The 13,422-nt window shown below is 47.5% G+C and carries 10 protein-coding genes and 1 pseudogene; 5 read left to right on the top strand and 6 right to left on the bottom strand.

Annotated features, from left to right (window positions below; translation table 11 throughout):
* Positions 1-12 precede the first annotated feature (12 nt).
* The 3 genes from D791_RS07300 to D791_RS07290 all read right to left on the bottom strand — a co-directional run bounded on the left by D791_RS07300 (position 13) and on the right by D791_RS07290 (position 3,954).
* The gene (locus tag D791_RS07300) at positions 13-1,263 is read right to left on the bottom strand and encodes a sarcosine oxidase subunit beta family protein (protein WP_036509716.1); all 1,251 of its coding nucleotides are present in this window, start codon (positions 1,261-1,263) and stop codon (positions 13-15) included.
* Positions 1,264-1,283: 20 nt separating this feature from the next.
* Positions 1,284-2,579 (bottom strand): serine hydroxymethyltransferase, encoded by a 1,296-nt coding sequence (gene glyA / locus D791_RS07295; protein WP_036509714.1) that lies wholly within the window; start codon positions 2,577-2,579, stop codon positions 1,284-1,286.
* Between the two features lie 268 nt (positions 2,580-2,847).
* Complete coding sequence (locus tag D791_RS07290; protein ID WP_036509712.1) at positions 2,848-3,954, bottom strand: FAD-binding oxidoreductase; 1,107 nt, start codon at positions 3,952-3,954, stop codon at positions 2,848-2,850.
* A gap of 281 nt (positions 3,955-4,235) precedes the next feature.
* On the opposite strand from D791_RS07290, the gene D791_RS07285 reads away from it, so the two are divergent.
* Complete coding sequence (locus D791_RS07285) at positions 4,236-5,495, top strand: aromatic ring-hydroxylating oxygenase subunit alpha (protein WP_036509710.1); 1,260 nt, start codon at positions 4,236-4,238, stop codon at positions 5,493-5,495.
* Positions 5,496-5,821: 326 nt separating this feature from the next.
* Positions 5,822-6,127 carry a DUF1127 domain-containing protein gene (locus D791_RS07280; protein WP_036509708.1) on the top strand — a complete coding sequence of 102 codons (306 nt, stop codon included), beginning with the start codon at positions 5,822-5,824 and terminating at the stop codon, positions 6,125-6,127.
* 30 nt (positions 6,128-6,157) lie between these two features.
* Here D791_RS07280 and D791_RS07275 read toward each other — a convergent pair whose 3' ends face one another.
* From D791_RS07275 to D791_RS07265, 3 genes are read right to left on the bottom strand one after another with little or no spacing between them, the layout of a single operon-like run.
* Complete coding sequence (locus tag D791_RS07275) at positions 6,158-6,385, bottom strand: hypothetical protein (RefSeq protein ID WP_036509706.1); 228 nt, start codon at positions 6,383-6,385, stop codon at positions 6,158-6,160.
* A 12-nt stretch (positions 6,386-6,397) separates the two neighbouring features.
* On the bottom strand, positions 6,398-9,169 hold the full coding sequence (gene fdhF / locus D791_RS07270; protein WP_036509704.1) for a formate dehydrogenase subunit alpha: 2,772 nt from the start codon (positions 9,167-9,169) through the stop codon (positions 6,398-6,400).
* A gap of 4 nt (positions 9,170-9,173) precedes the next feature.
* Positions 9,174-10,889, bottom strand: a complete 1,716-nt coding sequence (locus D791_RS07265) for an NAD(P)H-dependent oxidoreductase subunit E (protein ID WP_051514335.1) — start codon at positions 10,887-10,889, stop codon at positions 9,174-9,176.
* Positions 10,890-11,238: 349 nt separating this feature from the next.
* Here D791_RS07265 and D791_RS21990 point away from each other — a divergent pair, with 349 nt between their 5' ends.
* The 3 genes and pseudogenes from D791_RS21990 (at position 11,239) to D791_RS07255 (ending at position 13,397) form a co-directional block, all read left to right on the top strand.
* Positions 11,239-11,451: a hypothetical protein gene (locus tag D791_RS21990; protein ID WP_420329339.1), complete on the top strand. Its 213-nt coding sequence runs from the start codon at positions 11,239-11,241 to the stop codon at positions 11,449-11,451.
* Positions 11,376-12,834, top strand: a pseudogene (locus D791_RS07260) (BCCT family transporter). The gene D791_RS21990 and the pseudogene D791_RS07260 overlap by 76 nt, the downstream one beginning before the upstream one ends.
* Before the next feature lie 125 nt (positions 12,835-12,959).
* Positions 12,960-13,397: an Hsp20/alpha crystallin family protein gene (locus D791_RS07255; RefSeq protein ID WP_036509702.1), complete on the top strand. Its 438-nt coding sequence runs from the start codon at positions 12,960-12,962 to the stop codon at positions 13,395-13,397.
* Positions 13,398-13,422 lie beyond the last annotated feature (25 nt).

Here is a 13,422-nt window from a genome sequence, read left to right as displayed (position 1 = left end):
AAATCCCTCGAATTAATGGGCAACACCGGCAGCGCCGTGCTCGTCAATCAACTTACCACTCACAAACCGATCAATACTAAACGGTGCGGCCAATGGATGCGCATAGCCTTTAGCAAGTGTCCACGCAAAAACATTGCCAGACCCAGGTGTGGCTTTAAAACCTCCCGTTCCCCAACCGCAATTGAAAAACAAACCTTTAACAGGAGTCGCCGATAGGATCGGACACGCATCTGGGCAGGTATCCACGATGCCGCCCCACTGGCGGTTCATGCGCACACGGGAGAATACCGGGAACATCTCCACAATCGCCTGCAAGGTATGCTCGATGGTGGGATAGCTGCCACGTTGGCCATAGCCGTTGTACCCGTCAATCCCGGCCCCGATGACCAGATCCCCTTTATCCGACTGACTGGCATAGCCATGCACATGGTTAGACATCACGACCGTGTCTAAAATCGGCTTAATTGGCTCAGAGACCAATGCTTGCAGAGGATGAGATTCAAGTGGCAACTTGATACCGGCCATTTTCGCCAACACGCTGGAGTTACCCGCAGCCACACATCCCACGGTCTCCGCACCAATGAAACCGCGATTGGTTTCTACACCCACAATCTGGCCGTCTTCGATACGCATGCCAATCACTTCTGTTTGCTGAATCAGATCGACACCCAGTGCATCCGCCCCGCGAGCAAATCCCCAGGCCACCGCATCGTGGCGTGCAACCCCCGCTCTTGGTTGCCAAGATGCTCCCAATACGGGGAATCGAGCGTCCGCTGAGCAATTCAAAATCGGACAAATTTCTTGAACCTGTTGAGTATCCAGTACCTCACCATCGATTCCATTCAGGCGATTGGCATTTACGCGTCGCTGAATATCGCGCATGTCCTGTAAAGTGTGACCAAGATTTAGAACACCGCGTTGCGAGAACATCACGTTATAATTCAGATCTTGCGACAAACCCTCCCAGAGTTTCATGGCATGCTCATACAATGCAGCTGCCTCATCCCATAAGTAGTTTGAGCGTACAATCGTTGTATTACGGGCCGTATTGCCGCCCCCAAGCCAACCTTTTTCAATCACTGCGACATTGGTAATGCCATGTTCTTTCGCCAAATAATACGCTGTAGCCAAACCATGTCCGCCAGCCCCAACAATGATGACATCGTATTTTTTCTTGGGCGTTGGGTTACGCCATAGTCTTTGCCAATTCTCATTGTGTGTTAGAGCATGTTTAGCCAGCCCAAAACCTGAATAACGCTGCATAACTTTCTCCTGATCCAGGCCTAGCCTTGGGTCTGTGTGTAAACGGGGAAGCGTGAACAGAGTGACGAAACTTTATCTCGAACGTCTGCCTCTACATCTTCGGATGCATTACCTGCCGCCATGGCGTCCAGAATATCGCATATCCAACCGGATAATTCGCGGCACTCACTGACACCAAATCCTCTCGATGTGACAGCTGGGGTTCCAATACGAAGGCCTGATGTTACAAAGGGACTCTGTGGATCGTTGGGAACTGAATTTTTGTTAACGGTAATGTGTGCACGCCCGAGAGCAGCATCCGCGTCTTTGCCAGTCAAGCCTTGTCGAATCAAGGACACTAAAAACAAATGGTCCTCTGTACCACCGGATACGACATCATAACCACGCTCGATGAATACCGAAGCCATGGCTTTAGCATTGTCGAGCACCTGTTGCTGATAAGTCGCAAACTCAGGCTCCATTGCTTCTTTAAACGCAACGGCTTTCGCGGCAATCACGTGCATCAGCGGCCCACCTTGCTGACCTGGGAACACCGCACCGTTAAGGCGTTTATGCAACGTCTCATCCTCTTTAGCCGACAGAATTAAGCCGCCACGAGGTCCACGCAATGTTTTGTGTGTAGTGGTTGTCACCACATCGGCAAAGGGAAGAGGACTTGGGTATAAACCTGTTGCGACTAAACCTGCGATGTGCGCCATATCGACAAAGAAAATGGCACCCACTTCATCCGCAATACGACGGAAACGCGCCCAATCAACGATTAACGAATAGGCGGAGAAACCTGCAATAATCATTTTAGGACGATGTTCACGCGCTAAACGGTCGACCTCATCGTAATCGATTTCGCCAGTTTCTGGGTTTAAGCCATATTGGACGGCATTGTAATATTTACCTGAGAAGTTCGGCGCCGCACCGTGAGTTAAGTGGCCACCATGCGCCAAGCTCATACCCAAAATTGTATCGCCGGGTTGAACCATCGCCATAAACACCGCCGCATTCGCTTGTGCGCCGGAATGGGGCTGTACGTTTGCATAACAAGCACCGAAAAGCTTGCAAGCACGCTCGATGGCTAAGGCCTCCACCTTATCAACCGCTTCGCAACCACCATAGTAGCGTTTTCCGGGATAGCCTTCTGCGTACTTGTTCGTCAACTGTCCACCCTGCGCCTGCATGACACGAACACTCGTGTAGTTTTCAGATGCGATCAACTCGACATGTGCTTCTTGGCGAGCCTGTTCTTCATTCAGCATTTGGGCTAAATCGTTATCGTATGTTTCAATAGAATCTTGGCGGGAAAACCCATCACGATGAATCATTGGTCGCTCCTGTTATGGACAAAGCAAATTATGGAAAGCAGCCCCTGGAGAATCCGGCAAGCATGCTATTTTCAGCTGATGGTATCCTTGCCCCGTATTATTCAGATGCCTCGCACCGTCAACGCTCGATTCATTTGCGACATGGCAATCAATTTGCGACAAAACAGGCTTAATACCGCTAAATAAAAAAGCAGCTAGGTGGTATCACCTAACTGCTTTTCTCAACCCAAGACACTCAACCTCATACGGGTCGTTAAGAGAGTCGCTGCTAAAACTCAATTACAACATCTGAAACAGGACGACTACAGCAGGATAAAATATACCCGTCTGCTTCATCCTCATCCGTGATTCCTCCATTGTGATCCATTTCAACCTGACCTGATTTAAGCTCAACTCGGCAGGTTCCGCAAATCCCCATGCCACAGGCTTTCGGTATATGCACACCCAGCTTAGCCGCTGCCGTGTGAATCGTTTCTGTTGGCAAAACACGCACACTCTTACCAATCCCAGCAAACTCTACCTGCAGCATTTCGGCCATATCAATATCTTCAGCCGCCTGCTCAGCCAGCTCTGCCAGCTCAAGAACATCTTCTTTGATCTCCGGCGGTGTCGCCCCAAATGACTCTTCATGGTAACGACGCATATCAAAGCCGTTGCGCTGTAAAATCTCTTTAACGGCCTTCATATAAGGTGTCGGGCCGCAGCAAAAGATTTCACGATTCAGATAATCAGGAACGATCAGCTCCAACATTTTTTGATCAAGATACCCGCGCAACCCATACCATGACTGGCCCAGTTCATCACTGCGCTCACAAACAATATGCAATTTAAACTCAGGGATTCGAGAGAAAATATGCTCCAATTCTCGGTGATAAATAATGTCTTTTGGAGAGCGAGCACTGTGCACAAATTCAATATCTATGGCTGCATTCGTATCAAAAAACCAACGCGCCATCGACATTAGAGGGGTAATTCCAACACCACCGGATAAAAACAAAGCCTTATCCGTCGGGTAATCTATACAGTTAAAAACACCTACAGGACCATGAACGGCCAGCTCATCTCCCTGCTTCAAATTATCATGCAGCCAGTTAGACACCTTACCGCCTGGCACACGCTTTACCGTAATTGAAAAGCTATAGGGAACAGATGGAGAGCTAGAAATAGTGTAAGAACGCATGACTGTCTGAGCGTCGATTTCCAGTTCCAGTGTGACAAATTGCCCAGGTTTAAAGAAAAAGAGCAACGGCTGCTCTGCCATAAAACAAAAGGTTCGAACATCCCAAGTTTCTTGTATCACCTTGACACAGCGCACCAAATGGCGACCATTGGACCAGGTCTGAGTAGTAATGGTATTCATAAAATTTGCTGTCATAACCCTATTTCCGCTTAGTGTCTTCAAATGGAGTACAAACCTGTACTGTTCATAACATGCATTTTCCACATGCACAAAGACGACCACTTATCTATGAGCGACATTTATCGTCTAAAAACACCCTAACCCACCGTTTTTTTTAACCTTACAAGTCGCTTTGTTATCTTGAAATGTCGTCAGTGGATAATTGCCGGAATTGACCTTAATCCACACTATCTTCAAGGAAACTGTCGAGACCCTCTCGCCAAATTTATCAACGCACTGTTAAAGGTATGAACGCAATGAACCAAGTCCTGACGCCAATGTTAGAAGATCCACTGTCGGGTGTAAGTGAGAAGGCAGCCAGCATGCTCGCGAACCGTAAACCCAACTACTCGCTTGAGCAGCCTTTTTACAATGATGAGCGTATTTTTAAACTCGATATTCGCGAAATTTTTGAAAAAGAATGGATTTTTGCAGGGATGACCTGCGAGATACCCAAAAAAGGTAATTTCATTACATTGAATATTGGCGACAATCCAATTGTGCTCGTACGAGGTGCGGAGGACAAGGTCCACGGTTTCTTTAACGTCTGTCGTCATCGGGGATCGCGTTTGTGTGTTACAGAAAAAGGTAAGGTTGCAAAACTTGTTTGCCCGTACCACAAATGGACGTATGAATTAGATGGTCGTTTGATCTTTGCAGGTTCTGACATGGGCGAATCGTTCGACCTGAACGCCCACAGCCTTAAACCGGTCAACGTAAAGGTGGCCGGAGGCTATATTTTTGTTTGCCTAGCGGAGACTCCACCGGATATTGAGGAGTTCACTCAATCACTTGAACATTATTTAGAGCCTTATGATACTGAAAACCTAAAAGTGGCGGTTCAATCAGACATCGTCGAAGACTGCAACTGGAAGCTAGTGATTGAAAACAATCGCGAATGCTACCACTGCAATGGTTCACATCCTGAGCTGCTCAACTCCTTGCAGCAATTTGATGATACAGATGATCCGCTGGCCACCCCTGAATACAAGGATCTGGTCGCTCGAAAGCAAAAAGATTGGGATGATATGAGGGTCCCCTATACTCTGAAATACTTTGGTAAGCGCAATCGTATGACACGCACTCCCCTATTAGACGGTGTCGTTTCTATGACCATGGATGGAAAGCCTGCATGTTCTAAATTGATGGGACGCATCACCAGTCCTGACATGGGCTCACTGCGTATTTTACATTTGCCAAACTCTTGGAATCACTGGCAAGGTGATCACACCATCGTATTCCGTGTATTGCCCCTAGGCCCGCAAAAAACATTGGTAACAACCAAATGGCTGGTTCACAAAGATGCCGTTGAAGGCGTTGATTATGATCCTGAGAATATGCGTAAAGTGTGGGATGCAACCAACTACCAAGACAAAGTATTGGCTGAAGAGAATCAAAGAGGCATTAACTCAATTGCCTACCAACCCGGTCCTTATTCTGAAACCTTTGAGTTTGGCGTAATTGATTTCGTCAATTGGTACTCAGAACGCATTATTGAAAATACGAGAAAATCATAACGTATTGATTTAATTTGAAGTCCATCGTTTTTTACGAGGGACTTCAATAAAAATCAAAAATAAGGTTGACTTAACATCAACCGCATGTAATAAATAGAACTCTTAACGCTCAACCCATTTATTTAGAGCACACCATGAAACTGATTAATACGCGAAATACAGCTCGAATTAGCGTCGCCAATAAACGGCCGATGCCCATTCCTGCTTATTCGCGTGCTATGATCTAATATTATCTGGCCGCGATATCTTCGCGGCTTCTAGATTCAAAATTCGTCTCTAAACTCCCCCGAAGATATCCCAGCCTTTTTAACCAAAGGAGTTAGGATATGTTTTTCGATGAATTAAGTACACGGTTACACAGCCTATTAAGCAGTCTATCACGGGGATTTACCCTTTCAGCGACAGAGCAAAGCCTGTCACATTTGGATGAGCGATTGCTCAATGATATCGGTCTGACACGCTCAGAAGGTGCAATCCGTGCCATCGTTTCATTGGATCAACTAAAAGTACCAGACGAATTTATTGAACAACTAAACACATCCGCTGAAGAAGCCGAGGTTTTAAGCCGCCAAACAAAAAATGCGGCACCACAAAATGCGATACCGACAAATGGAGAAAAACATCCTTGTTAATACAGATTCATGACAGGAGATATTGTGCGATTATTCACACAATATCTCTAATGCCTCTTTAACTTCGGGTTGCAATAGTCCTGCTTCCATTAAGCGTTCCTGTGCCCAAACCTTCAGCACTAAACGCACCTCTGCATCTGCATTTTCGTTAATAAATGCAACGCATTCTTCTACACTCATATTTGATGACACGCCAACGCCCATTTTTATTAAGCTGTCTCGAAAGTCATCTTCGTCAAACAAATCAGCCAACATCATCGTTTTAATACCTTATTGATTGCCACTTAAACGGCAAGCAGCATACTTGAACTCAGGTATTTTACCATACGGATCCAACGCTGCATTCGTTAAAATATTGGCAGCAGCTTCAACATAACAGAAGGGTACAAAAACCATTCCATCTGCCATGAGCGGATCAACCCGAGCTTTCAAGGTGATCTGACCACGACGAGTGGTAATGACCAGATCATCCCCCGGTTGCAGCCCGTGCTTCTGCAACTCTGTTGGTGATAGACTGGCTACCGCTTCTGGCTCTAGTGTATCTAAGACGTTTGCTCGACGCGTCATAGAACCCGTATGCCAATGCTCCAACTGTCGACCCGTTGTTAGCACCACAGGATACTCTTCATCCAGGGTTTCATCGGGCGGTAACGGACTTGCAGTCGAGAACTTGGCACGCCCAGTCAGTGTCGGGAAGGCATCGCTGTACACAATATCCTGCCCGGGTTCATTATCACCCGCACAAGGATAGGTCACTGACTCCTCTTGCTCCAATCGGTCCCAAGTGATGTGATTGAGCGAGTTCATACCCTGCTTCATCTCAGCAAAGACGTCACGCGGATGCGTGTAGTGCCAGTTTAAGCCCATCCGATTGGCCAGCGCCTGAATAATCCACCAATCTGGCTTGGCTTCGCCCGGAGGAGCGATGGCAGCACGTCCCATTTGAACTTGACGATTGGTGTTGGTTACGGTTCCATCTTTCTCCGCCCATGCCGCAGCTGGCAGAATGACATCCGCAAACTGGGCTGTTTCTGTGACAAACAAATCCTGTACCACTAAATGCTCAAGCTTGGCTAACGCAGAGCGGGCATGGTTTAAATCTGGATCGGACATTGCAGGATTCTCACCCAGAATATACATGCCTCGGACAGTCCCTTTATCAATCGCATGCATAATCTCTACAACAGTCAATCCCGGTTTATCGCTCAAGGGGGTTCCCCAAAGCTCTTCAAAGGCGGATTGAACTTGAGCTTCAGTGACAGGCTGGTAGTCTGGAAATACCATTGGGATTAAGCCTGCATCGGATGCTCCCTGTACGTTATTCTGGCCACGTAAGGGGTGCAAGCCCGTTCCAGGCCTTCCAGTTTGGCCACAAGCTAAGGCCAAGGAAATTAAACAACGAGCATTATCCGTACCATGGGTATGCTGAGAGATACCCATACCCCAGAAAATCATCGCCTTATCAGCATTGGCATAGAGCCGTGCAACCGTTCGGATCTCATCGGCTTCTACACCACACTCAGGTGCCATGGCTTCTGGCGAAAACGGCATAACATGCTGTTTAAGCGCTTCAAACCCATCGGTATGTTGAGAAATGTAGGCCTCATCATACAAGTGCTCAGTCACAATGACATGTAGCATAGCATTGAATAAAAACACATCGGTTCCTGGTGCAAAGCGAACCACTTTATGAGCATAGGCATTTAACGCTTGACCGCGTGGATCAAGAATCAGAATTTTGGTGCCTTTCTTTGCGGCCTGCTTGAAGAAGGTCGCGGCAACAGGATGATTGACCGCCGGATTACAGCCCGTCAAGATCACGACATCAGCCTGCTCCGCTTGCATAAATGACGCAGTAACGGCACCGGTACCAATGCATTCAATCAATGCGGCCACCGAACTGGCATGACATAAACGCGTGCAATGATCGACATGATTTGATCCAAATCCCGTCCGCACGAGCTTCTGAAACAGCCAAGCCTCCTCATTTGAACATTTAGCGCTGCCAAACCCTGCCAGCACGTCACGCCCATATTCAGCTCGCAAATGCGACAGTCCTCTTGCCGCAAAATCCAAGGCTTCGTCCCACTCCACTTCATAGAAATGCGTTAACGGGTTCGCAGGATCAAAATCAGGGTCCACTCCTTTCGGCACCCCGGGCTTTCTCATAAGCGGCTTGGTTAGGCGTGCTGGGTGCCTTGGATAGTCAAAACCAAAACGACCTTTGACACATAAGCGTCCTAAGTTAGATGGTCCTTCCCGTCCTTTCACATTAATGATGCGGTTATCTTTAACCTGATAGGTCAATTGACAACCCACTCCACAGTACGGACAAATAGAGTCAACCTCTGAATCAAATGCCGCCGAATCCCCTGCGCCCTTCTCATCCACCAGCGTTGAGGGCATTAAAGCTCCCGTTGGACAGGCCTGCACACACTCACCACACGCGACACAGGTGCTGCTGCCCATGGGATCATCAAAATCAAATACAATTTTAGAGTTTGACCCACGATTCGCCAATCCAATAACATCATTGACCTGCACTTCACGGCAGGCTCGAACGCATAAATTACAACTGATGCAGGCATTCAAATTCACTGCCATCGCTTTATGAGAACGATCAGGGGCAAGATGGGGTTGGACACGCTCGGGCAGGGTGGCTCTCACTTTGCCGACATCAATCGCTAAGGCATCTGCCATTTTCCAGAAATGGCTGGATGAGTCAGGGCTCGTTTCACGCTCAGGCTGATCGGCCACTAGCATTTCCAGCACAGCCGTTCGCGCATTTTGAGCACGGGTGGAGGCCTGGCTTTTAACCACCATTCCCGCTTCCGCTAAACGCAAGCAACTGGCGGCTAACACCCGCTCACCTTCAATCTCAACCATGCAGGCACGGCAATTTCCATCCGAACGATAACCTGCCGCGTCTTTAAAGCAGAGATGAGGAATGACCTCTCCCATGCGCTTTGCAACTTGCCACAAGGTTTCTCCCGGTGATGCCGTCACCGTCATACCATCAAAGGTTAATTCAATTGTGCTCATCACCTTACCCCTTAACAATAATCTTGGCTTGAATCAGTTCATCACGAAAGTGCCTAAATAAGCTCGTCACGGGGTTGGGTGCGGCTTGACCTAAACCACAAATCGACGCATCCATCATGACCTGTGCCAAAGATTCAAGTGTCGGCTCATCCCATGTTGGATGACCCAATAAGCTCAACATTTTCTCAGTACCCACTCTACAAGGTGTGCACTGACCGCAGGATTCATCCGCAAAAAAGGCCAGTAGATTTTTGGCCACTTCTTTTAAGTCATCTTGATCGGACAACACAATGATGGCTGCAGAGCCAATAAAACATCCTTCACTCTGTAAGGTATCAAAATCCAAAGGAATATCGGCTTTACTGGCGGGTAAGATTCCACCCGATGCCCCACCGGGAAGATAGCCTAATAATTGGTGGCCTGGCAGCAAACCACCGCAGTATTCATCAATCAGCTCAGTGAGCGTAATCCCCGCAGGTGCAAGATGAACGCCCGGCGTTTGAACACGGCCAGACACCGAAAAGGAACGCAAACCTTTGCGACCATGGCGGCCTTGGCTGGCAAACCATTCGGCTCCCTTTTCATGAATATGCGGTATCCAATACAGTGTTTCGACATTGTTAACCAAGGTCGGCTGTCCAAATAAGCCTTTTTGCGCCACAAAGGGTGGACGATGCCTTGGCTTGCCGGGTTTACCTTCCAGAGACTCAATCAATGCAGACTCTTCACCACAGATATAGGCACCTGCACCCCGTCGTAACTGAATATAACCGGGTTCAATCCAGCCTTCGGACTCCAGCTCAGAAATCGCTTCGCGCAACAACTGACGTATGCTTGGGTATTCATCTCTCAGATAGATATAGATGGCTTTTGCGTCGACGGCCCAAGCACTGATTAGCGCCCCTTCCAAGAACTGATGCGGACGTCTTTCTAGGTAATAACGATCTTTAAACGTACCGGGCTCCCCTTCATCGGCATTCACCACACAGTAGCGAGGCCCGGCCTCCGCTCTTACAAACTGCCACTTCCTAAAGGTAGGAAAACCCGCCCCTCCCAGCCCTCTAAGGCCCGACTCTTCAAGCAGGGTCAAAAGCGACTCAACACTAACCTCGCCTTGACGACACCCATTCAATAAACGGTACCCACCTTCCGCTTGGTAAGCCTTAAATGCCTGCCAATCAACAACCGCTGGTGAAAAGTCTTGCTGACGGATCGCTTGTAAAACGCTCTCAAACGTGGCGTGCTCAACATGGCGATGCTTCACCTCCGCGATCGGCGCTTTATCACAGCGTCCCATGCAAGGCGCTCGAATAACGCGTACTTGATCCGGGTTCACCCCCATCTCAAGGGCTTTGTGCATTTGTTCAGAACCCGCTAACTGGCAAGACAATGAATCACAGACGCGTATCGTGATGTCTGGTGGGGGTGTTTGGCCTTCGTCAATCAAATCGAAATGCGCATAAAAACTGGCTGTTTCATACACTGCCGCCATAGGTAAATTCATCCGCTCAGACAAGGCTCGCAAGTGCGGCATCGACAAGTAGCCAAAATGGTCTTGCAAGGTATGAAGATTTTCAATCAACCTATCGCGAGCATTTGAGGCATCCCCTAACAACTGGTTTACCGTCTCTAAGGCATTTACATCCAATAGACGCCCTCGCGGCTGCGAACGCGTTTTGCGCAAAGGTGGCTGACCTGCTTGGGTCTGTGTCGGATTCATTGGCGGTCTCTCGTGTTTATCATTTTCGTTCATGATCGCATCTGACCTTGCTTCTCGCAATCTCGTAACCCCTCACAAAGCAAATCATGTCTGTAATAGAGACATGAGTGTCGCATACAGATATTCACTAACAAAGGTGACACATCTGCGACGTCAATAGCAAAAACGACCTGAAATTGCCCATGTCGCAATTACTAAGGAGCTAGGTCGCCCTCAGACTTAAATGATTCGTCAAATGCATAAAAATCGATACGCCCTAAGGATTAGTCAACTCGACAGAGAATGGCTAGTGATGGATTGGCTCAATAACAACAAGACTGCCAGTTAAATTTATTCAGGGGAACCTCATATGGCCCGAATTCAAGATCAAGACACCGACTACAAAGTTGGACAGGATAACGCTCAACTGATGGGGCTGGATTTCCATAATCCCGTATTCCCATTGTCGGCGATATTAATTATTGCGTTTATTGTGTACGCACTCGTATTTCCCGAGTCAGCCAGTACCTCTCTGGTTGCCGCTCGTGTTGGTCCATCAATCATTTTGACTGGCTCTTTATGATTGCTGGTAATCTTTTCGTATTGTTCTGCTTAGTGCTGATATTCCTGCCTCTGGGTAAAATCCGTTTGGGTGGAAAAAATGCAAAACCAGAATATTCATTACACTCATGGTTTGCGATGCTCTTTGCCGCTGGTATGGGCATAGGGTTAATGTTTTGGAGCGTTGCAGAACCCGTCGCCTATTATACCGACTGGTACGGTACACCACTCAATGCAGCAGCGAACACAGAAAGCGGTGCCTCTGCAGCCATGGGTGCAACAATGTTTCACTGGGGCTTACACCCTTGGGCTATTTATGGGGGTAGTCGGGTTAGCCATTGCTTTTTTTGCATACAACCGCAACCTTCCTATGACCTTACGTGCGGCTTTCTTCCCTATTTTAGGACGACACACGCGTGGATGGATTGGACATACAATTGATATTGTTGCCGTTTTGGCAACGATTTTCGGCTTAGCCACATCGCTTGGCTTAGGCGCTTCACAAGCAGCGGGAGGATTACACTACCTCTTTGGTGTCCCCAATTCTATCGGCACCCAAATCGCAATCATTATTGTTGTAACCATTATTGCTTTAATTTCTGTATGGAGAGGCATTGATGGTGGTGTAAAACTGCTCAGCAACATCAATATGATCATGGCCATAGCCCTACTGCTATTCGTTGTAATTGCGGGCTCGACGACGCTCTTTATCAATGGCCTCTTTAAAACCACACTTGACTATGTCAGTCATATTATCCCTCTTTCGAACTGGATTGGACGTGATGACCAAACCTGGTTTCACGGCTGGACCGTCTTCTATTGGGCTTGGTGGATCTCTTGGTCACCTTTCGTCGGCATTTTTATCGCACGTGTATCCAAAGGACGCACCGTTCGTGAGTTTCTAACCGCCGTTTTACTTGTACCAACCTGCGTCACAATCGTATGGATGACGGCTTTTGGCGGCAATGCATTGCACCAAGCAACCGAGGGTATTGGGCAATTAAGCAATGGCATTGGCGATGTCTCACTGGCAATGTTCCAAATGTTAGAAAATCTACCTTTAAGCGGTATCACTTCTTCTTTAGCCATTATTCTGGTCTTGGTGTTTTTTATCACATCGTCCGACTCAGGATCATTGGTCATTGATAAAATTACCGCAGGCGGTAAAACGGATGCACCCAAGCAACAACGTGTCTTCTGGGCGGCATTGGTTGGGATTATTGCAGGCATACTCTTGGCAGGCGGTGGAACCTCAGCACTTAGCGCTCTGCAAGCCGGCGCTGTCGCAACGGGACTTCCGTTCACTGTGGTTTTGCTTTTCATGTGCTTTAGCCTGTTTAAAGGGCTTTCACAGGAGTATACCTCGTTTTATGCTGATCTAAGTCCGCAAACAAAAACAAGCTAAGTGTTTTTAATAAACGCGCCTTAAGGCGCGTTTATTTTTCCCTCTTGAAATTTAAAAAAACCACCTTATATAGCCCATAGGTAAACAACACCTTATTAACTTGTTTAATGATGAGGATTCAGACCATGGCTATCACACGTTATGAACCCTGGAGCTTATTAAGACAGTTACAAAAAGAATTAGAGCTATCCAGAGATGAAAAATCAGAAGAAAGTACCATTGCCACAGCGGAGTGGACTCCATCTGTTGATATTAAAGAAGAAAGCGATAAGTTCCTGATTTTTGTTGATATACCCGGCGTTAAACCGGAAGATATTGAGGTGAGCATGGAAGCCGGTGTCCTCACGGTAAAAGGGCAGAAAGAGTCCGAAAGCAAAACCGAAAAGGAAGGCTATAAACGCGTTGAGCGTAGTTTTGGTTCTTTTTATCGGCGCTTCAGTTTACCTGACTCTGCGAATGGCGATGCTATTAATGCGAAATGCAAACATGGCGTATTGGAAATAACCATTCCTAAACGAGAAGCCGTGCAGCCTAAACGTATTCAAGTATTGTCTGAAGAATAAATAAGATTGCAAAACGCCTCCTAAA

Source organism: Nitrincola nitratireducens, from assembly GCF_000585235.1.
Classification (GTDB): Bacteria; Pseudomonadota; Gammaproteobacteria; order Pseudomonadales; family Balneatricaceae; genus Nitrincola; species Nitrincola alkalisediminis.
Note: the sequence above shows the minus strand (reverse complement) of the source record. Positions and strands in the feature narration are given on the sequence as shown.